This is a genomic window from Aromatoleum evansii (assembly GCF_045689615.1).
Classification (GTDB): Bacteria; Pseudomonadota; Gammaproteobacteria; order Burkholderiales; family Rhodocyclaceae; genus Aromatoleum; species Aromatoleum evansii.
The window spans coordinates 4,131,814-4,151,174 of the sequence record NZ_CP141259.1; the positions used below are offsets into that span (position 1 = coordinate 4,131,814).

The 19,361-nt window shown below is 66.3% G+C and carries 19 protein-coding genes; 6 read left to right on the top strand and 13 right to left on the bottom strand.

The window, feature by feature from the left end; all coding sequences use genetic code 11:
* Positions 1-6 precede the first annotated feature (6 nt).
* Positions 7-1,101: an FUSC family protein gene (locus tag U5817_RS19345; protein WP_169126231.1), complete on the bottom strand. Its 1,095-nt coding sequence runs from the start codon at positions 1,099-1,101 to the stop codon at positions 7-9.
* Positions 1,102-1,268: 167 nt separating this feature from the next.
* Between U5817_RS19345 and U5817_RS19350 the strand changes: the two genes are divergently transcribed.
* Positions 1,269-1,949: a hypothetical protein gene (locus U5817_RS19350; protein ID WP_169126230.1), complete on the top strand. Its 681-nt coding sequence runs from the start codon at positions 1,269-1,271 to the stop codon at positions 1,947-1,949.
* Positions 1,950-1,976: 27 nt separating this feature from the next.
* On the opposite strand, the gene U5817_RS19355 is transcribed toward U5817_RS19350, so the two are convergent.
* Entirely contained in the window at positions 1,977-2,612 is a 636-nt protein-coding gene (locus tag U5817_RS19355) for a LysE/ArgO family amino acid transporter (RefSeq protein ID WP_169126229.1), read from the bottom strand.
* 95 nt (positions 2,613-2,707) lie between these two features.
* On the opposite strand from U5817_RS19355, the gene U5817_RS19360 reads away from it, so the two are divergent.
* Positions 2,708-3,625: a LysR family transcriptional regulator ArgP gene (locus U5817_RS19360; RefSeq protein ID WP_407278482.1), complete on the top strand. Its 918-nt coding sequence runs from the start codon at positions 2,708-2,710 to the stop codon at positions 3,623-3,625.
* 67 nt (positions 3,626-3,692) lie between these two features.
* On the opposite strand, the gene U5817_RS19365 is transcribed toward U5817_RS19360, so the two are convergent.
* The 11 genes from U5817_RS19365 to U5817_RS19415 form a co-directional block, all read right to left on the bottom strand.
* Positions 3,693-4,571 carry a cache domain-containing protein gene (locus U5817_RS19365; protein ID WP_407278483.1) on the bottom strand — a complete coding sequence of 293 codons (879 nt, stop codon included), beginning with the start codon at positions 4,569-4,571 and terminating at the stop codon, positions 3,693-3,695.
* Positions 4,572-4,665: 94 nt separating this feature from the next.
* Positions 4,666-6,006: a TRAP transporter large permease gene (locus U5817_RS19370; protein WP_407278484.1), complete on the bottom strand. Its 1,341-nt coding sequence runs from the start codon at positions 6,004-6,006 to the stop codon at positions 4,666-4,668.
* 26 nt (positions 6,007-6,032) lie between these two features.
* Positions 6,033-6,581: a TRAP transporter small permease gene (locus tag U5817_RS19375; RefSeq protein WP_407278485.1), complete on the bottom strand. Its 549-nt coding sequence runs from the start codon at positions 6,579-6,581 to the stop codon at positions 6,033-6,035.
* A gap of 192 nt (positions 6,582-6,773) precedes the next feature.
* On the bottom strand, positions 6,774-7,772 hold the full coding sequence (locus U5817_RS19380) for a TRAP transporter substrate-binding protein (protein WP_407278486.1): 999 nt from the start codon (positions 7,770-7,772) through the stop codon (positions 6,774-6,776).
* Positions 7,773-7,852: 80 nt separating this feature from the next.
* Positions 7,853-9,289 (bottom strand): FAD-binding oxidoreductase, encoded by a 1,437-nt coding sequence (locus U5817_RS19385; RefSeq protein ID WP_169126223.1) that lies wholly within the window; start codon positions 9,287-9,289, stop codon positions 7,853-7,855.
* 29 nt (positions 9,290-9,318) lie between these two features.
* Positions 9,319-9,738, bottom strand: coding sequence for a nuclear transport factor 2 family protein (locus tag U5817_RS19390; RefSeq protein ID WP_169126222.1), 420 nt, complete (start codon positions 9,736-9,738; stop codon positions 9,319-9,321).
* 166 nt (positions 9,739-9,904) lie between these two features.
* The gene (locus tag U5817_RS19395) at positions 9,905-10,726 is read right to left on the bottom strand and encodes a thiazole synthase (protein ID WP_169126221.1); all 822 of its coding nucleotides are present in this window, start codon (positions 10,724-10,726) and stop codon (positions 9,905-9,907) included.
* A gap of 27 nt (positions 10,727-10,753) precedes the next feature.
* The gene (gene thiS, locus U5817_RS19400; RefSeq protein WP_211166973.1) at positions 10,754-10,963 is read right to left on the bottom strand and encodes a sulfur carrier protein ThiS; all 210 of its coding nucleotides are present in this window, start codon (positions 10,961-10,963) and stop codon (positions 10,754-10,756) included.
* A 16-nt stretch (positions 10,964-10,979) separates the two neighbouring features.
* Positions 10,980-11,987 carry a putative sulfate exporter family transporter gene (locus tag U5817_RS19405; protein WP_211166981.1) on the bottom strand — a complete coding sequence of 336 codons (1,008 nt, stop codon included), beginning with the start codon at positions 11,985-11,987 and terminating at the stop codon, positions 10,980-10,982.
* A 112-nt stretch (positions 11,988-12,099) separates the two neighbouring features.
* Positions 12,100-13,911 (bottom strand): sulfoacetaldehyde acetyltransferase, encoded by a 1,812-nt coding sequence (xsc, locus tag U5817_RS19410; RefSeq protein WP_169126219.1) that lies wholly within the window; start codon positions 13,909-13,911, stop codon positions 12,100-12,102.
* 291 nt (positions 13,912-14,202) lie between these two features.
* Positions 14,203-15,630: an amino acid permease gene (locus U5817_RS19415; protein WP_339380149.1), complete on the bottom strand. Its 1,428-nt coding sequence runs from the start codon at positions 15,628-15,630 to the stop codon at positions 14,203-14,205.
* A 232-nt stretch (positions 15,631-15,862) separates the two neighbouring features.
* Here U5817_RS19415 and U5817_RS19420 point away from each other — a divergent pair, with 232 nt between their 5' ends.
* Genes U5817_RS19420 through U5817_RS19435 form a run of 4 tightly spaced genes read left to right on the top strand, consistent with a single transcriptional unit; the run spans position 15,863 to position 19,335 of the window.
* Positions 15,863-16,840: an AAA family ATPase gene (locus U5817_RS19420; RefSeq protein WP_407278487.1), complete on the top strand. Its 978-nt coding sequence runs from the start codon at positions 15,863-15,865 to the stop codon at positions 16,838-16,840.
* On the top strand, positions 16,837-18,579 hold the full coding sequence (locus tag U5817_RS19425) for a cobaltochelatase CobT-related protein (protein ID WP_407278488.1): 1,743 nt from the start codon (positions 16,837-16,839) through the stop codon (positions 18,577-18,579). The genes U5817_RS19420 and U5817_RS19425 overlap by 4 nt, the downstream gene beginning before the upstream one ends.
* 35 nt (positions 18,580-18,614) lie before the next feature.
* The gene (locus U5817_RS19430; protein ID WP_169126216.1) at positions 18,615-18,968 is read left to right on the top strand and encodes a Lin0512 family protein; all 354 of its coding nucleotides are present in this window, start codon (positions 18,615-18,617) and stop codon (positions 18,966-18,968) included.
* A complete protein-coding gene (locus U5817_RS19435; RefSeq protein WP_407278489.1) occupies positions 18,961-19,335 on the top strand; it encodes a Lin0512 family protein in 375 nt (124 codons plus the stop codon). The genes U5817_RS19430 and U5817_RS19435 overlap by 8 nt, the downstream gene beginning before the upstream one ends.
* Positions 19,336-19,361 lie beyond the last annotated feature (26 nt).

Genomic DNA, 19,361 nt, shown 5'->3' on the forward strand with positions numbered 1-19,361 from the left:
CGCAGCCTAGCCGAACAGCCGCGCCGGAATCACCCGCCGCATCTGCCCGCCCAGCACACTCCGGAAGCGCGGACTGTGCAGGCAGATGCCGCCCGCAAAGCCGACCAGGCAACCGAGCAACGTATCGAAGAAGCGTGCCTGGATCAGTTCGGTGGCGGAGCCGTGTCCCAGGGTCGCCGCCTCGGCCAGCAGGATGGTCAGCGGCGTGATGAAGATCGCGGCGAAGCCGTAGTGCCGCACCACCGCAGTCTCGACGATGAAGGCGAGCCCGATCATCACCACCGAGATCGACCACTTGTCCAGCGGCAGGCTCAGCAGCGCCCACGACACGAGCATGCCGATGGCGGTGCCGAGGAGGCGATGCACCTGCTTGTCCCACACGGCGCGCAGGTTCATGCCCTGCATCACCGCGAGGCAGCTCACCGGCACCCAGTAGGCGCGCTCGAGCTGCAGCAGTTGGGCGAGCGCGAGGGACACGCCGACGCTCAGGCCGATCACGACCGAATCGAACACGACGAAATCGAAGCTCGGTGGGGGCAGCGGCTCGACGGGCTTGGGGTCGCGCCGGCGCAGGATGTACACGCTGTAGAAGAACGCGATCAGGCTCGCGAGCAGGCAGCCCATCGCGAACAGCCCGACCTTGAGCGGCACTTCGAGGATGTCGCCGGGCGAATAGGCGCCGATCGAGGCCGCCATGATGAAGAACAGGCTGCCGGGCGGGCCGACGCGGTAGAAGCGGCACACCATCGTCACGAGGATCGCGGTGAAGGTCAGCACCAGCATCATGACCGGCGGCACGAGGTGGCTCATCACCCCTAGCGCGTAGCTGGCCGTCATGGCGAAGGCACTCGCCATCAGCGCGACCATGCGGTGATGCAGGGGCGTTTCCGGCATGTAGAGGAACACCAGGCCGCCCAGCGAGGAGATCAGGCCGTAGTCCATGCGGTCGAACCAGGCACCCACCATCAGCGGCAGGCCGGTGGCCAGTGCCGCGGCGAACGGCATCTGCCAGGGCCGGTCGCTCGGCTTGATCGTCATGAGCTGGCGCAGTTCTTCGCGGACCAGCGCCGCGAGCCTGCTCCACCTGCCGTGGACTGTCATGGGTCGGGTTCTTCGAGTTTGGACGTAAGTACGCAAGGGTAGCGCACTTCCGCTGCGGCGCTGGTGACGGCTCCGCACGACGATATGCACTGCATGCGTTTGTCCCGCGAACCGATCGCGAACAATTCCATCTAAATGTTTCCACCAACCCCAGGAAGGAGGAATTCATGCATAACACGAAAAAGACGGTGCGGATTCTGGCGGGTACCCTGCTCTTGTGGGGCGCATCGCTGCCCGTGACGGCGACCGAAATGACGTTCTTCGTCACGAGCGCGGGCCCCGGCAATGGTGCGAACCTGGGCGGACTGGAAGGGGCCGACCGGCATTGCCAGACGCTCGCCGCAGCGGCTGGCGCCGGCAAACGCACCTGGCGCGCCTATCTCAGCACCCAGGCCGCGGCGCTCAACGACACCAATGTCGTACATGCGCGCGACCGCATCGGCACCGGCCCCTGGTTCAATGCCAAGGGTGCGCTGATCGCGCGCAATGTCGATGAATTGCATTCGCCGCATTCCAACCTGACCAAGGCCACCCTGGTGGACGAGAAGGGGCAGATGGTGAATGGCCGCACCGAGAAGCCCAACCGCCACGACATCCTCACCGGCTCGCGGCCCGACGGCACGGCCTTCCCGCCCAGCCCGCCGTTCAACGACATGACCTGCGGCAACTGGACGAAAGGCGGCGACGAGGGCATGGCAATGACCGGCCACCACGACCGCGCCGGACCGACCGGAGACGCATGGGCGACATCGTGGAACTCGGCACACCCGTCGCGCGGCGGCTGCAGCCAGAAAGCGCTGCAAAGCACGGGCGGCGACGGGTTGTTCTACTGCTTCGCCGAAAAATGAGCGCCGCGGGGGCGGAACGTCCCTGCCTTACCCGCCCATCGGGATCATGGCCGCGACGCCCTCCCCCTGCAGCAGGCTCGCCGCCAGCGCGAACATCACGAGCGCCATCAGCGCATCGAGCACGCGCCACGCGATCGCGCGCGCGAAGAGCGGCGCCAGCACGCGCGCCCCGTAGGCCAGCGTGAAGAACCACAGCAGGCTGGCCGCGGCCGAGCCGGCGCCGAAAACCCAGCGCCCGTGCTCGCCGTGCTGGTTCGCAAGGCCGCCGAGCAGGACCACCGTGTCGAGGTACACGTGGGGGTTCAGGAAGGTGAAGCCGAGGCAGGTGGCCACGGCCGTTGCGAGCGGCACCGGCGCGCCCGCCTCGACATGCATGCGCTCGCCCTGCCAGGCGCGCCGGGCGGCGAACCCGCCGTACATGACGAGGAAGGCCGCACCACCGTAGCGCGCAATGGCCAGCAGGTCCGGGCTCGACTGGATCAGGGCGCCCAGGCCGGCAATCCCGGCACCGATCAGCAGCGCATCGGACAGCGCGCAGATCAGCGCGACGGGCAGCAGGTGCTCGCGCCGGATGCCCTGCCGCAGCACGAAGGAGTTCTGTGCGCCGATCGCGACGATCAGGGCCATGCTGGCGAGGAATCCGGCCAGGAATCGGGTGTCCATGAACAGGCTCGGTGAAGGTTGTCGAGGCCACTTTAGCGAGCAACTTTCGATCAGAAAAACTAAACTTTTTTAGTTACCGTTAATTTTTCTGAATCATGAAGATCGACAACGCCCAGCTCGCGGCCTTCGCGATGGTGGTCCGCGAAGGCTCGTTCGAGGCGGCGGCGCGCAAGCTGCACGTCACGCCGTCGGCCGTGAGCCAGCGCATCAAGCTGCTGGAAGAGCGCCTCGGCCAGGTGCTGATCCGCCGCGCCACCCCCTGCCAGGCGACCGATGCCGGCAAGACGCTGGTGCGCTACACGGAAGAACTGGCGCTGCTCGAGGCGGAAATGCTCGGCACGCTGGGCGGCGCGGACACCACGCTGCAGGCGCCCCTGCGGATGCCCATCGCGGTCAATGCCGACTCGCTCGAAAGCTGGTTTTTAGCGGTCTTCGACGCGATGCCGGCCGAGCCGGCGATCAGCGTCGACCTGCGCGTCGAGGACCAGGACCATTCCGCCGCGCTGCTGCGCGAGGGCACGGTGATGGCGGCCGTAAGCGCGAGCCCGGCGGCGATCCAGGGCTGCACCGTCGAGCCCCTCGGCGTGATGCGCTACCTCGCGGTGAGCTCGCCGGCCTACGTCGCCTGCCATTTCCCGGCCGGTATGGATGCCGCCGCCCTCGGCAGCGCGCCGATGCTGCGCTTCAACCTGAAGGACGCGCTGCAGCAACAGTTCATCGCACTCTTCACGACCGACGCCCTGCAGCCGCCGACCCACATGGTGCCGTCGGTGCATGGCTTCATCGCGCTGGCGCAACGCGGGCTGGGTTGGGGCATGGTCCCCGAGCATTTCGCACTGCCGGCCATCGCGGCGGGCGATCTGGTCGAGATCGCACCCGGCCGGCATCTGGACGTGCCGCTCCACTGGCACCGCTGGCGACTGGGCTCGCAGGCGCTGCACGCGCTGACGTCCGCGGTGCGGACGGTTGCCCGGCATGCCTTGCGCCAGCACGCGCGCGGAATCACGGGTTAGCAGTCAGCCGACGAGGGGCGGCCGTCAGCCGCGTCACCAATCCGGCGCGAGCTGCATCAGGTCATCCTCAGCGCTGGAAGTAGCCGACGCCGACCAGTTTTCCATCCACGGCGCGGAAGTAGGAGTGCTTCTTTTCGACCTTGCCGGTCATCGGGTTCTGCCAGCTATAGTCGAGTTCGCCCTCACCCTTCTTCGCCGCGAGCCTGACCATCTCGGTGACGATCGGCTTGCCGTTCGGGTCGCGCACCTCGAAACCGTTGCTGCCGACAAGGGTCGGCGTCGCACCGTGCGCAAGAAACCGACCGTCCGCCGTATCGATGACGAAGACGTAGAGGTCGTCATGGACGAACGGTCCGTCGAGCCGCTGGAACTGGACCAACGCACCCTTCGCATCCGCCTTCATCGCCTTGACCGCGTCCTTGAGCAGGGCCCGGGCCTGGACCGGGGTGGCACGGGGCGGATAGAAACCGACGGCGACGACGATCTCGCCGACCTTGCGGAACATCGTCACCTTCGGCTCGCCGCGGCTGTCGGCGGGGTTGAACCAGCGGTACTCGACCTGTCCGCCCCCTTTGGCTTTCGCCAGTTCGATCATCTCGCGGAAGAACGCCTTGCCTTCGATGTCGGTGTAGTCGAGCACGTTGTCGCCGATCAGCGCGGCCGACGATCCTCCGCTCGCAAGGAAGCGGCCGTCCATGCGCACCGCGTAGGCGTAGAGGTCGCGATCGACGAAAGCCGCCTGGCGACTGAAGTCGGCCGCACCTTTTTCCCCCGTTTGCTCGATGTGCTTGACCGCGCGCTCCAGCAGCGCGGTGGCGCGCTTGCCGAGTTCGCTGTCGAACAGGCGGATCGATTCGGCGTCGGCCGCATGGGCGGGTGACGTCAGTAAGCCCGTAACCAGGGCGAGGCCCAGCGTGAGAACGAGTGCGCGAACTGGAGCAGACATCGTCGAACCTCTTGAGAATGCTGTTTCGGTTGTTGTTTTCTCCCCGCAAAGCAGGCGTGCACGATGCACGCTTGCTTTGCGGGGCGGGAGTCGCTCAGTAGCCGAGCATCTGCGGCAACCACAGCGAGAGTTGCGGCACGAAGGCGATCAGGAAGATCGCGGCCGTCGAGGCAAGCACGAAGGGGTGGATGCGCGCGACGATCTGCTCGACCGTGGAACCGCCGATGCCGGATGCGACGAAGAGGTTCTCGCCCAGCGGCGGCGTCTGGAAGCCGACCGACAGCGTGCAGATCACGACGATGCCGACGTGGGTGGGGTCCGCGCCCATCATGTACATCACCGGCAACAGCACCGGCACCAGGATCATGATCGCGGCGAGCGTTTCCATGAACATGCCGACGAAAAGCAGGAACACGATGATCAGTGACCAGATCAGGTAGACGTTGTCGGTCAGGTTCAGCAGGGATTCCGCGATCGTCGCCGGGATGCGTTGTTCAACCAGCAGGCGCCCGAACACCACCGCCGCGAACAGGATCAGCAGCACCCGGCCGGTGATCCACGTCGTGGTCTTGAGCGAGTTCAGGATCGCGGCGAACTTGAGCTCGCGGTGCAGCACGAGACCGACGAACAGCGTGTAGAAGATCGCGACGATGGCCGACTCGGTCGGCGTGAACAGGCCGGTGTAGATGCCGCCGAGGATGATCACCGGCGCCAGCACGGACCACGTGCCCCGGCGCAGCGCCTGGCCGATCTCGCCGTACGACCATTTCTCCGTCAGCCCGCGATAGCCGCGCTTGTTGGAAATCATGTAGTTCGTGATCAGCAGTGCGGCGGCCATGATGAAGCCCGGGATGACGCCGGCGACGAACAGCTTGGGGATCGACAGCGACGCGAACTCGCCGTATTTCTCGACGGCATCGGACGGCGGCGCCATGCCCAGCGCCGAGATGCCGAAGATCACCATCGGGATCGACGGCGGGATGATGATGCCGAGACCACCCGAGGCGGCAGTGACCGCCGAGGCGTAGCTGCGCTCGTACTTGCGGTTGACCATCGCCGGGATCATCAGCATGCCGACGGCGGCGGTCGTGGCCGGCCCCGAGCCGGAGATCGCGCCGAAGAACAGGCACGCGAGCACCGTGGCCGCGCCGAGGCCGCCGGTGATCGGACCGGCCAGGGTTTCGGCGATGTCCACGAGGCGCTTCGAGATGCCGGCGGCCTCCATCAGCGCGCCGGCGAGCACGAAGGCCGGCAGGGCCATCAGCGGGAAACTGCCCACCGACGTGAAGGCGATCTGCACGAAGGCAATGGGATTCTTCCCCAGCACCAGGAAGGCGACCATCGCCGCGCCGGCCAGCGACACCGTGATTGGCGCGCCGAGCAGCAGCAAGGCGAAGAAGCCGCCGAACAGGATCTCTACTACATATGCTTCCATTGTCTTTTCTCCGCGGAGGATCCGTCTCAGGCATTCGCCGCGGCGGCGGCACGCTTCAGGTTCTCGAGCTCCTCGGCTTCCGGATCGAGGATCTCCACGCCCTTGAACAGCGACAGGTAGTTGTTCCACAGGATGCGGATCGACATCAGCACGAAGGCGATCGGCAGGATCATGTAGAAGTACTTCATCGGCAGCCCGATGGTCTGCGACTTCCAGAACAGGTTCATGCGGTTGAAGACGAAGTCGTAGCTGAGGAAGGCGAAATAGAGGTTGAAACCGACCCACAGCAGGTCGGCGAACGCCTCGCTGACCTTCTTGACGATGGGCGGGAAGAACTTGAAGTGGAAGGCCACGCGGTTGTGCGCCGACATCTTGGCCGCCACGCAGGCGCCGAGGTAGGCGAACCAGACGAAGAGATACGTTGCGAGTTCTTCACCCCAGGGCAGCGAGTACTCGAAGAACTGACGCAACAGGATCTGGACGAAGAGCAGCACGACGAAGAACGCGAGCAGCGCCTCGCACAGATACTCTTCGATGTTGCTGATGAATTTGAGGAAGATGCGCCCTGCGGCCATGACAAACTCCAGGAAATCCGGTGCGCCCGATCACACGGGGACGGCCCCTGCCACCGGCTGGAGTCGTCCGGAATCGTGGCGGCTTGTTGTGCGCGAGATCTGCGTTCGTGGCGGCTCCGGGGGCGGCATGCGGCACGAGCCGTGGCTCGCGCGCCGCATGCCTTGCCGCCGGACACCGCCTCCGGCCGAGGTTCAGCGGCCGAGCACCTTCTGTGCGCGGTCGAGCTTTTCCTTGCCGCCGATGCTCTTGTAGAACTTCGGCCACACCGCGGTGGTCGCCTTGGCGATCCACTCCTTCTCGCCGTTGGCCGGATCGGTGATCTGCATGCCGCGCGCGGCGAGGTCCTTCTTGATCTTGTCCTCGGTTTCGAGCAGGTACTTGAAGCTGTGCTCGGTGGCTTCCTGGCCTGCTTCGAGGATCGCCTTCTGCACCTCGGGCTTCTGCGACTTGAAGACCTGCTCGCTCACCACCAGCGGCTCCAGCGAGAAGATGTAACGGATGTTGGTGATGTACTTCTGCACCTCGTAGAACTTCATCGCCGAGACGGTGATGTAGGGATTGTCCTGGCCGTCGACGACGCGCTGCTGCAGGCCGGTGAAGGTTTCCGACCACGACATCGGGGTCGGGTTGATGCCCCACGCCTGATAAGACGAAATCATGATCTCGTTCTTCGGCACGCGGATCACCAGGCCCTTGAGGTCTTCCAGCGTCTTGACCGGTCGCTTGGAGTTGGTGAGCACGCGGAAGCCCGAATAGGCCCAGCCGACGATGCGTACGCCGGCATCGCGCACGGTGTTGTCGGTCAGCTCCTTGCCGATTTCACCCTGGGTCAGTTTTTTCGCTTCATCGGCGCTCTGGATCAGGTAGGGCATCGTCAGCAGACCGACCGTTGGCGAAAACGGTGTGATGTTGTTCACCGCGAGGATCGAGAAATCCAGCGTTCCCATCGCGGCGTTGTTGATCGTGTCTTCCTCGCTGCCGAGTTGCCCGTTGGGGAACAGGTCCACCTTGTGCTTGCCGCCGGTCTTCTGCTGGAACAGCTTGGCGAAAGTCGTCCCGAGTTCCCACTGCGTGCCGCCCGCGGCATCGCCGACGGCCATCTTGAAGGTCTCGGCGAGCGCAGCAGGCGCGGCCACCAGCAGGCTGGCGGCGGTGACGAGCGGCATCAGTACGTTCTTGCTGAATTTCATTTCTGTCTCCTCGATCTCTTTATGGTTTGGCAGATCTTGCTGCCTGGGGGTATCAAGGTGCTGCTTCCTGCAGCGGCCCGTTACAGGACTTCGTCCTTGAAGTGGTACCAGCGGTACAGCCACCACTGGCCGAAGCGGCGGAAGGGGGCGAACATTTCCGCCTCGACCATCTCGCGCACGTTCGGGAAGGGCAGCCTGGAGCGGAAGATCGGCAGCTCGGGCGTGCGGATGCCGGCGATGTTCTCGGCGAGGCGACGGCCGGCCTGCGCGGAGTACATGACGCCATTGCCGCCGTAGCCGAGTGCGTAATAGACCGTTTCCTTCGGATTCGGCTGATAGATGCGCGGCATCATGTCGTGCGCCACGTCCACCCAGCCCCACCACGAGTAGTCGATCTGGATGCCCTCGAGCGCCGGGAACTTGCGGTGCAGGTCGCGGATCAGGAACTGCTTGTACTTATCCTGCGGCGCGTCGTTGCCGGTGATCGCGCTGCGGCTGCCGATCTGCACGCGGCCGTCGGGCAGCAGGCGATAGTAGTGGCGCAGGATGCGCGTGTCGGTGATGACCTGGGTCGTGCGGAAGTTGCACGCGTCGATCTCGGCCTGCGTGAGCGGGCGCGTGACGATGGAGTTCGACAGGATCGGCAGGATGCGGTTCTTCAGCTCGCGGTGCAGGTGGTTCGAAGTGTAGCCGCCGGTGGCGATGCCGACCGCGCGGGCGCGCACGATGCCGCCGGGCGTCTTCAGGTGATGCACGCCGTTCTTCGTTTCCCAACCCGTCACCGGGCTCGCCGGGTGCACCTTCACGCCCAGAGCGCGCGCCTTCTTGAGGTAGCCGAAGGCGAGCTTGCCGGCGTGGATGCCGATGCCCTCGGGCTCGTGCATCGCGCCCGCGGCTTCCTTGTCATCCACGTACTCGCGCTTCACGGTGCCGGCGTCGAGGATGCGCGCGTCGTACTTGAAGACCTCGCGCAGGACTTTCGCTTCCTTCTCCAGCACCGGCATCACGCGCGGCTTGTGCGCGATGTAGAGATGGCCGCCCGGCTGCGGGTCGCAGTCGATGTCCTTGATCATCTCCTTGAAGTACTCCATCCCGTCGCACACTTCCTCGTGCATGCGCAGGGCGGTGTCGAGGCCGTAGCGCTCGATCCACTGCGAGCGCTTCAGCCGCCCGGAGGCGCACTGCGCCTGGCCGCCGTTGCGCGTGCTGCAGCCCCAGGCCGTGCGATTGGCCTCCAGCACTGTCGCCTTGATGCCGTGCTTCTCGGCGAGCGCGATGGCGGCCGTGAGGCCGGTGAAACCGGCGCCGATGATCACCACATCGACGTCCATGTCCTGGCGTACCGGACCGTCATCCGCGGGCGGTTCGCCGGCGGTGCCGATCCAGTAGGTCGGCGCGTAATCGCGGCCCTGCCCCGGCGTCGCCGATACCAGCGGATCGTAGGCCGGATCGTAGGGCTGCACCGGCGCGGTGGCGCGCTCGCTGCTTACGGTGCGCTTTTCTGCAATGGCTTCCATGTCCCGACTCCTGATGTGTCCGGGGATGCTCAGTTGCCCGCCTTGGCGACCGGCGGGCGATCCTTGCGGTAGGCGTTCTTGACCGCGATCTTGCCGTCGCGGAAGGTGAATACGTCGACCATGCGCGCCTCGATGCGCGTGCCGTCGACCTTGGTGCCGCTGAAGGTGGACTCCGATACGCCACGGTCGCCGCACACGAAGTGCTCACCGTCGAGCCAGGCGGCGTCGGGGAAGGTCTGCCAGGCGAGTTGGAAGCCGGCGCGTACCGCGTCACGACCGACGAAGCTCTTGCCGAACAGATCCGGGCCGGCCACCGCGTGGAATACGCAGTCCTCGGCCATGAAGCTCATCAGTGCCTCGATGTCGTGCCTGTTCCAGGCATCGGCGAAGGCCTTCAGCGTCTCGGCAGTGACTTCGCTGCGGGTCGGGGTGGCGGTCAGGCTGGTCATGAAAGTAAATCTCCGGAAAACTATTTTTGCCTAATATGAAACGTCTTGTACCGTTTTTTGAAACTTGATTTACATTAGGACTACGCCGCTACGCTGTCAAGAGAAATTTCGATTATCGGTACACAACTACAAACTTTCTGAAATTTCACTCCGCAGCGCGCAATACTCACGCGATCCGCCCCGCCATCGGCGACGACGGCGAAGCCGCGAAGCGGCGCGGCATGCGCCCCGCGAGAAAGGCCTCGCGTCCGGCCTGCACCGCCAGGCGCATCGCCCGCGCCATGCGCACCGGCTCGCGCGCATGGGCGATTGCGGTGTTCATCAGCACCCCGTCGCAACCGAGCTCCATCGCGATTGCCGCGTCGGAGGCGGTGCCCACGCCGGCATCGACGATCACCGGCACCCGAGCCTGCTCGATGATCAGCGACAGGTTCCACGGGTTGAGGATGCCCATGCCCGAGCCGATCAGGCTCGCCAGAGGCATCACCGCGACGCAGCCGATGTCTTCGAGGATGCGCGCCTGGATGGGGTCGTCGCTGCAATACACCATCACCTCGAAGCCGTCCTTCACCAACGCCTCGGCCGCCTTCAGCGTCTCGGGCATGTTCGGGAACAGCGTCTTCTCGTCGCCGAGCACCTCGAGTTTGCACAACGGATGGCCATCGAGCAGTTCGCGTGCGAGCTGCAGCGTGTAGACCGCGTCCTTGGCGTTAAAACAGCCGCCCGTGTTGGGCAGGATCGTGAAGCGGTCGGGCGGCACGGCGTCGAGCAGATTCGGCTCGTGGGCGTGCTGGCCGATGTTCACGCGGCGGATCGTCACGGTGACGATGTCGGTGCCGCTCGCGTCGACCGCGGCCCGCGTTTCGTCGAAGTCGCGATACTTGCCGGTGCCCACCAGCAGGCGCGACGCGTAGGTCTTGCCGGCGATCGTGAGGCCCACGTCGGTCACGGCCGGCCGGATCTCGTCCGGGGTGTCGTTCAGCTTCATTCCGTTCGTTCCTCCTCTACTTGTTTACTAGCCGCCGCCGATCGCGACGACGACCTCGACGCGATCATCCGGTTGCAGCACCCGGCCCGCCCAGCGCGGCGACGGGATCACCTCGCGATTGACGGCGACCGCGACACGCTTGCCCAGCAGGTCCAGGCTGGCGATGAGGTCGTGCAGGCTGCGGCCGGCGCGCAGCATGTGCGCCGCTCCGTTCAGTTCTATCTTCACGCTGACCATGGTCCGGCCTCCGTCATTACGTCGCGATCAGGCGGGCGGCGAAGACCACCGCCAGCATGTAAGCAGCCACGAACAAGGCCTCGCCCGACAGCAGCACGATCGGCTTCCACCCCAGTTCGGCGAGTTTCTCCAGCGAGGTCTTCACGCCCAGCGCGGCGATCGAGATCACCAGGCACCAGCGCGAGAGCGTGGAGCTCGCCTCGACCAGCTCGTGCGAGAGCAGGCCCAGGCTGTTGAGCGCCGCCAGCGCTGCGAAGGCGACGAGGAAAAGCGGCAGGATCGGCGTCTTCTTCGCGCTGCCGCCGTTTTCCTTCTTGCGCTCGGCGTGGAACACCAACGCGAGCACGACGACCACCGGCATCAGCATCGCGACACGGAACATCTTCGCGAGCGTCGCTGCGTCGCCGACCTCGGGCGAGATGATCAGCCCGGCGCCGACCACCTGCGCGACGTCGTGGATCGAGCCACCGAGGAAGAGCCCCGCCTCGCTCACCGACAACCCGGCGGCCTTCACGACCAGCGGATAGAGCACCATCGCGACGGTCGAGAAGATCGCCACGCCGATCGCGGTGAGCAACGTGTAGCGCTCGGTCTCGCGTGTCGCGGGCAGCGTCGAGGAGATCGCGAGCGTCGCGGAGATGCCGCAGATGCCCGTGCCGCCGCCCGAGAGCAGGCCCAGCAGCGGCGGCAGGCCGAGGATGCGGGCGAGCAACAGGCCGAAGCCGATGGTCAGCACCACCGCGCCGACGAGGGCACCGACGCCGATCAGCCCCAGGTCGCTCACGTCGCTGGCGACGATGCGCGCACCGAGCAGCGCGACGCCGAAGCGCACGAGCTTCTTCGCGGAAACCTCGATGCCGGGGATGCACTTCTCGCTGTCGGAAAGGAAGTGGAACGCGATGCCCAGCAGCAGCGCGTAGAGAAACTGCGGTCCGCCGTAATGCTCGGACACGAAGGTCGCCGCGACGGCAATCACGGCGCACAGCATGAAGCCCGGCATCAGCACACGCACCTCGCTGAACATCGCGGGCGGCGCAATTGTCGTTTGAGTGGTCATTGGATCGGGGTCCGGTGGGGATGTCGGGCGGTGGCGGAACGGCCTTGTGGGCCGCCCCGCCTTCTTCAGGCGCTACGGATCAGACGTAGTCCTTGTACTTGTCGAGGTGACGCACCGGCTTCGAGAGCGCGTCGCGGCGGAACGGGTCGCCCAGTTCGCGCGTGCACATGATCTCGATGATGCAGGTCTTGCCGTGGTTCATCTGCAGGTCGATGGCCTTCTTCAGCGCCGGGCCCACGTCCTCCAGCCGATCCACGGTGATGCCCTCGGCGCCCATCGCCCGCGCAATTTCCGCGAAACTCTGGTTGTCGAGTTCGCCGGCGACGAAGCGGCGGTTGTAGAAGTCCACCTGGTTCTTCTTCTCCGCGCCCCACTGGCGGTTATGGAACACCACCGCGGTCACCGGGATGTTATGGCGCACGCAGGTCATCGTCTCCATCAGGCTCATGCCCCAGGCGCCGTCACCGGCGTAGGACACTGCCGGGCGATGCGGCGCGGCGACCTTCGCGCCGATGATGGTCGGGAAGGCGTAACCGCAGTTGCCGAAGCTCATCGCGGCGAAGAAGCTGCGCGGCTTCTCGAAGCGCAGGTAGCTGTTGGCGACCGAGTTGATGTTGCCGATGTCGGTGGACACCATCACGTCCGGCGGCATCGCCTTCTCGAGTTCGCGCAGCACCTGACGCGGATGCAGGTAGTCGCCGCCGTTGAAGGTCTTCTCCTTGGCGTTCTCCTCGATCATGTCGAGGCTGAAGGGGTCGCGCTCGTGCGTCCACTCGTCGAGTTCGCGCTCCCACGCGGCCTTCTCTTCCTGCACCTTGGCGAAGCGCTGCTCGCGGGTCGCATCGCATTCGAGCGTGCGGCCGGTCAAGCGCCACACCAGCGCCTTCGCGGCGGCCTTGGCGTCGCCGCAGATGCCCACCGAGATCTTCTTCACCAGGCCCAGCATCTTGTTGTCGGCGTCGATTTGGATGATCTTGGCATTCTTCGGCCAGTAGTCCATGCCGTGCTGCGGCAGCGTGCCGAAGGGGCCGAGGCGCGAACCGAGCGCGACGACCACGTCGGCCTGGCTGATCAGCTTCATCGCCGCCTTGGAGCCCTGGTAGCCGAGCGGGCCGCACCACAGCGGGTGGCTCGCCGGGAAGGAATCGTTGTGCAGGTAACTATTCACGACCGGCGCACCCAGGCGCTCGGCGAGCGCCTTGCACTCCTCGACCGCATCGGCCATCACCACGCCGCCGCCCGAGATGATCACCGGGAACTTGGCAGTGGCGAGCAGCTCGGCCGCTTCGTTCAGGCTCTGCTCGCCGCCGGGGCCGCGATCGAGACGGCTGGGCTTGGGGATCTCGCAGGTGATCTCGCCGTAGAAGTAGTCGCGCGGGATGTTGAGCTGGGTCGGGCCCATCTCGCTCATCGCGCGGTCGAAGCAGCGGCCGGTGAACTCGGCCATGCGCGCGGGGTTGGTGACGTGGCCCTGGTACTTGGTGAATTCCTGGAACATCGGCAGCTGCTTGCATTCCTGGAAGCCGCCCAGGCCCATGGTCATGGTGCCGGTCTCGGGGGTCACGATCACGACCGGGCTGTGCGCCCAGTACGCCGCCGCGATGGAGGTCACGCAGTTGGAGATGCCGGGACCGTTCTGGCCGATCACGACACCGTGGCGACCCGACACGCGCGAGTAGCCGTCGGCCATGTGGCCCGCACCCTGCTCATGCACCACCGGGATCAGGCGGATGCCGGCCGGCGCGAAGATGTCCATCGCGTCCATGAAGGCCGAGCCCATGATCCCGAACATGTCGGTCACGCCGTTGGCCACCATGGTTTCCACGAAGGCTTCCGACGGGGTCATCTTGTGCGGGCCGCTGACGACGGTGCGGCGGTCTTGTTCGCTCATTGCTGCTGTCTCCTTGTCGAGTGATCGCGAAGTCAAGATATCGTTTTCGGTACATAGCGTTCCGATATTCGATACTTGAGTTCAATGTACGTCGACATTTTTGAGACGTCAACATAAATTTCGTTTTTCTGAACCATTTGTCTCTTATTTTGAAATTACATCCAAGTGCAGCAGGATCGGCAGGGCGTGGACGTGAAAACGGCATCCGCGCCAATCGGCGACGGATGCCGTTTTCTGCCGAAGCGCGGCGGCGCGGGGCCGGTGACGGCCCCTACCCCGCGCACGGAGGGATCAGGATCGCTCGAAAGCCTGCGTGTCGATCACGACGGGGGCGATGTCCGGTTTCGCCAACCACAGGCTTTTCATGCCGTACAGGGCAAGCAGGATGCCCAGGCTCGCCACGCCCAGCAGCAGCGGCGTGCGCTGCTCGGGGATGAAGGCCATCGCGACGACGATCGCGAGCATGCCGACGATCGCGACCCAGGTGAGATAGGGATAGCACCACATCTTCACGCGCAGGCGCGCGGGATCTTCCTTTTCGAGACGGGCACGCAGGCGCAGCTGGGAAACCGCGATCGACACATAGACGAAGATCGCGACGGTGCCGTACGAATTCACGAGGAAGGCGAACACCGTGTCGGGCGACACGTACGACATCACCACCGCCCCGTAACCGAACAGCGTGCCGATCAGGATCGCCGGCACCGGTACGCCGTTGCGGCTCACCTTCGCCAGCACCATCGGCGCATCGCCGCGGCGCGTCAGCGCGAAGAGCATGCGCGAGGAGGCGTAGAGGCCGGAGTTCAGCGCCGACAGCACCGCGGTCAGGACGATCGCGTTCATGATCTGCGCCGCGGCGGGAATACCGATCGCGTCGAGCGCGCTGACGTAGGGCGTCGAGATCGCGCTGGAGTTCCACGGCACGAGGCATACGACGAGCAGTACCGAGCCTACGTAGAACACCAGCACGCGGGTGATCACCGAACTCGTCGCCTTCGCGACGGCGCGCTCGGGCTCCGCTGTCTCGGCCGCGGCGACCGTGACGATCTCGGCACCGAAGTAGAAGCCGGTGGCGGCAACCGCCCCCGTCAGCACCGGCACGATGCCGTTCGGCATGAAGCCGCCGTGCTCGGTCAGGTTGGCGACGCTGGCCGTGGCGTCCGGCCACATCCCCAGCACGTACAGGCCGCCGAGGAACAGGAACACGATGATCGCCGCGACCTTGATCGATGCGAACCAGAACTCGAACTCGCCGAAGGATTTCACCGAGATCAGGTTGGTCATCGTCAGCGTCACCAGCAAGACCAGGCTGATGATCCAGGCCGGCACGTCCGGCAGCCAGTAACGCACCAGATCCGCCCCGGCGACCGCTTCGAGCGCGACGACGATGACCCAGAAGTACCAGTACATCCAGCCGGTCAGGAAGCCGGCGAGATTGCCGACCGCGGGCCGGTCCGACCACGCGGTGCGGGCGAATTCGTAGAAGGCGCCGACACCCGGCATCGCCACAGCCATCTCGCCGAGCATGCGCATCACCAGCACCACGAGCCCGCCCGTGAGCAGGAAGGACAGCACCGCGGCCGGGCCGGCCGACTTGATCACCACGCCGCTGCCCACGAAGAGGCCTGCGCCGATCACGCCGCCCAGCGCGATCATCGTCATGTGCCGCTGCTTGAGGCCGTGCTGCAGCCCAGCCGAATTTCCAGCTTCCGGTTTCACGTCCGTCTCCTCCGTTGGCGCGGCCCGCAAGGCCGCAACCGATGCTTGTCGTCTTCTTGCGCGTCCGGTCGCGGGCCAATCGTTCAGCCTTATGCACGGATTCGCTGTTTTGATGTGAATGTAGGATCAAGCCTCGCAGGCGTCAAGCTAAATTTCTCTTTCCGGAACTTCTTGTACCTTTTACCGGAACGCGACTATCATGAATCGCACAAGACGCCCCCAGGAGACTGCCGTGACGGAACTCGCCCTCGACACACCGGACCAGCTGGTTTCGGTCCGCTCGCTGTTCGGAATCGATTCCGACCTGCAGGTGCCCGCCTTCGGCACCCACGATGACCACGTCCCCGAGATCGACGAGGCCTACCGCTTCAACCCGGACGTCACGCTGGCCATCCTCGCCGGCTTCACGCGCGACCGCCGCGTGATGGTCCAGGGGCTGCACGGCACCGGCAAATCGACGCACATCGAACAGGTCGCCGCGCGCCTGAACTGGCCGTGCGTGCGCGTGAACCTCGACGGCCACATCAGCCGCCTCGACCTCGTCGGCAAGGACGCGATCGTCGTGCGCGACGGGCGCCAGGTCACCGAATTCCAGGAAGGCATCGTGCCGTGGGCGCTGCAGCGGCCGGTCGCGCTGATCTTCGACGAGTACGACGCCGGTCGCCCCGACGTGATGTTCGTGATCCAGCGCATCCTCGAGCGCGACGGCAAGTTCACGCTGCTCGACCAGAACCGCGTGATCCGCCCGCATCCCTGGTTCCGCCTGTTCGCAACCTCGAACACCGTGGGCCTCGGCAACCTCTCGGGCATGTACCACGGCACCCAGGTGCTCAACCACGCGCAGATCGACCGCTGGAACATCGTCGCGACGCTCAACTACCTGCCCGCCGACGAGGAAGTGGCGATCGTGCTCGCGCGCGTGCCGGCGAAGAACTACGAGAAAGGCCGGGAACTCGTGCGCGCGATGGTCGCGGTCGCCGAGCTCACCCGCAAGGGCTTCGCCGCGGGCGACCTGTCGACGCTGATGTCGCCGCGCACAGTGATCACCTGGGCGGAGAACTGCGAGATCTTCCGCAACCCGGCGCTCGCCTTCCGGCTGTCCTTCCTCAACAAGTGCGACGAGGCCGAACGCCCCATCGTCGCCGAGTACTACCAGCGCTGCTTCGGCACGGAACTCGACGAATCCTGGATGCGCGAGGCCGCAGCGTGAGCAAGGCCCCGGCGCCCAACGCTCAGCAACAGGCGCGGCGCCAGCAGCGCGTCGAGGAGCTGTGCGCGGCGACGCTGCGCGCGCTCACCGGCCGCCCCGCCCTGCACTACCGCGGGCGCCGCCTGTATGCAGGCGAACGCAGCGTGCCCGTGCATGCGCCGCACCTGCGCATCGACGCCGGCACCGACGCCTTCGCCGACTGCCGCGCCGCCGCCGACGGCATCGCCCTGCGCCTGCTGCATTCGGACGCCGCCCTGCACGCCCGCCTCGCCCCCGCCGACCCGGTCGAGCGTCTCGTCTTCGAGCTGCTCGAACAACTGCGCGTCGAAACCCTCGCGCCCGCCGCCATGCCCGGCATGGCGCACAACCTGCAGGAGCGCTTCGTGAGCTGGTCGCGCGCCTTCTACCGCTCCGGCCTCACCGAGGGCAGCGTCGGCATCCTGTTGTACACCGTGGCGCAGATGTGCTGGTCGCGCCTCACCACGCGCCCCGTCCTCGAAGACACCGAGGACTACATCGAAAGCACCCGCATGGGCCTCGTCTCCGCGATGGGCATGTCGCTCGCGGGCATCCGCCGCCAGCGCCACGATCAGGCCGCCTTCGCGCCGCACGCACTGGAGATCGCGCGCATCGTCGGCGAGCGCGTGCGCGCCGAGCAGGCCGCGGCCGAAGACGGGGAGAAGGCCGATCAGGACGAACCCGCCACGCGCGACTTCGCCCTGCTGCTTGATTTCGACGACGCCGGCGACGGCGACAACGGCATCGCCGCCGCGACCACCGGCACGAGCAAGGTGCTCGCCGACGCCGCCCTCGCCTACCGCGTGTACACCACCCGCTTCGACACCGAGGTCGCCGCCGGCACGCTCGTGCGCCGCGCGCTGCTGCGCGAGTACCGCGAACGGCTGGATCGCTGCGTCGCCGAACAAGGGCTCAACCTGCCGCGCCTCGCACGCCAGCTCGCCGCGGTCCTCACCCGCCCCGCGCGCGACGGCTGGCGCTTCGGCGAAGAGGAAGGCCACATCGACGGCCGCCGCCTCGCGCAAGTCATCAGCTCGCCCGCCGAGCGCCGCGTCTTCCGCCAGGAGCGCCACCTGCCGCAGTCCGACTGCATCGTCGGCCTGCTGCTCGACTGCTCCGGCTCGATGAAGGCGCACATCGAGCCGGTCGCGGTGATGATCGACACGCTGCTGCGCGCCCTCGACATGATCGGCGTCGCCACCGAATTGCTGGGCTTCACCACCGGCGCGTGGAACGGCGGGCGCGCGTACCGCGACTGGATGAGCCGCGGCCGCCCCTCGCACCCCGGGCGGCTCAATGAGGTCTGCCACATGGTGTTCAAGGACGCCGAGCGCAACTGGCGCCGCGCGCGCACCGACATCGCCGCCCTCTTCAAGGGCGACCTCTTCCGCGAAGGCATCGATGGCGAAGCGGTCGACTGGGCGTGCAACCGCCTGCTCGCCCGCCCCGAGGCCCGCCGCATCCTCATCGTGATCTCCGACGGCTGCCCCTCGGACAGCGCCACGGGGCTGGCCAACGACCCCTTCTACCTCGACAATCACCTCAAGGACGTCGTCGCCCGGCGCAGCCGCGAAGGGGCGGTCGAGATCCTCGGCCTCGGCGTGGGCCTGGACCTCAGCCCCTTCTACCGCCGCAGCCTCGCGGCCGACCTGACGCGGGGGCTGGACAACACGCTCTTCCCCGAAATCGTGCAGCTCATCGGCGGCCACGCCCACCGCTGAGCGCGCCCATCCACCGACCAGGAGACCGGCAAAGCATGGCAAAGACCCGCATGGTGGTGCAGTTCGGCATGGGGACCTCGATCCGCAGCCAGGACTACACCCAGGCCGCCGCACGCGCGATCCGCGACGCGCTGTGGCACAACTCCCTCAACGTCGCCTCGGCCTTCGGCTTCCCCAAGGACGAGATGCTGATTGACGTCGAGATCGGCATCCAGAAACCCGAAGCGGTGGACCTCGCGCCGTTGCTCGAAGTCTTCCCCTACGGCAAGCCCACGATCAGGCTCGTGCCCGGCGGGCTCGACATCCCCAAGCACGACGGCACTGGCGTCACCGTGATCGCCAACGCCGCCGTCATCGTCTCCTTCGACCTGGAGCCCGCCCATGCCTGAAAGGCGCCTGATCCTCGAAATGGGCACCGGCAACGACCTCCTCGGCGGCGACTACACCAAGGCCGCCTGCCGCGCCGTGCAGGACGCCCTGCACCACTCCGTGATGCCGCTGTTCCGCACCCTGGGCTACGACACCCAGGACATGCGCGTGCAGGTCACGATCGGTGTGCAACGCCCGGACCTCGTCGACGCCGAAGTCGTCTGCGCCGAACTCCCGCGCGGCCGCCCCGAGGTCAAGGTGGTATTCGGTGGCCTCGACGTGCGTCACCCCGAGCAGGACATGCTCCACGTCGTCGCCACCGCCGCCATCGAGGCCTGGCTGCCGATCGAAGCGGACGCGTGGCGGCTGGTGCCCACTCAGACGTAAGCGGGGAGCACCGTCGGCTTCGGGGC

What these genes read in the sequence shown, in the direction of transcription:
- U5817_RS19395 (WP_169126221.1), bottom strand. Translation starts at nt 10,726, where the DNA reads ATGAAGCTGAACGACACCCCGGACGAGATCCGGCCGGCCGTGACCGAC.
- U5817_RS19355 (WP_169126229.1), bottom strand. Translation starts at nt 2,612, where the DNA reads ATGGACACCCGATTCCTGGCCGGATTCCTCGCCAGCATGGCCCTGATC.
- U5817_RS19430 (WP_169126216.1), top strand. Translation starts at nt 18,615, where the DNA reads ATGGCAAAGACCCGCATGGTGGTGCAGTTCGGCATGGGGACCTCGATC.
- U5817_RS19365 (WP_407278483.1), bottom strand. Translation starts at nt 4,571, where the DNA reads ATGTCTGCTCCAGTTCGCGCACTCGTTCTCACGCTGGGCCTCGCCCTG.
- U5817_RS19370 (WP_407278484.1), bottom strand. Translation starts at nt 6,006, where the DNA reads ATGGAAGCATATGTAGTAGAGATCCTGTTCGGCGGCTTCTTCGCCTTG.
- U5817_RS19385 (WP_169126223.1), bottom strand. Translation starts at nt 9,289, where the DNA reads ATGGAAGCCATTGCAGAAAAGCGCACCGTAAGCAGCGAGCGCGCCACC.
- U5817_RS19375 (WP_407278485.1), bottom strand. Translation starts at nt 6,581, where the DNA reads ATGGCCGCAGGGCGCATCTTCCTCAAATTCATCAGCAACATCGAAGAG.
- U5817_RS19390 (WP_169126222.1), bottom strand. Translation starts at nt 9,738, where the DNA reads ATGACCAGCCTGACCGCCACCCCGACCCGCAGCGAAGTCACTGCCGAG.
- U5817_RS19380 (WP_407278486.1), bottom strand. Translation starts at nt 7,772, where the DNA reads ATGAAATTCAGCAAGAACGTACTGATGCCGCTCGTCACCGCCGCCAGC.
- xsc (WP_169126219.1), bottom strand. Translation starts at nt 13,911, where the DNA reads ATGAGCGAACAAGACCGCCGCACCGTCGTCAGCGGCCCGCACAAGATG.
- U5817_RS19435 (WP_407278489.1), top strand. Translation starts at nt 18,961, where the DNA reads ATGCCTGAAAGGCGCCTGATCCTCGAAATGGGCACCGGCAACGACCTC.
- U5817_RS19345 (WP_169126231.1), bottom strand. Translation starts at nt 1,101, where the DNA reads ATGACAGTCCACGGCAGGTGGAGCAGGCTCGCGGCGCTGGTCCGCGAA.
- U5817_RS19405 (WP_211166981.1), bottom strand. Translation starts at nt 11,987, where the DNA reads ATGTTCAGCGAGGTGCGTGTGCTGATGCCGGGCTTCATGCTGTGCGCC.
- thiS (WP_211166973.1), bottom strand. Translation starts at nt 10,963, where the DNA reads ATGGTCAGCGTGAAGATAGAACTGAACGGAGCGGCGCACATGCTGCGC.
- U5817_RS19360 (WP_407278482.1), top strand. Translation starts at nt 2,708, where the DNA reads ATGAAGATCGACAACGCCCAGCTCGCGGCCTTCGCGATGGTGGTCCGC.
- U5817_RS19350 (WP_169126230.1), top strand. Translation starts at nt 1,269, where the DNA reads ATGCATAACACGAAAAAGACGGTGCGGATTCTGGCGGGTACCCTGCTC.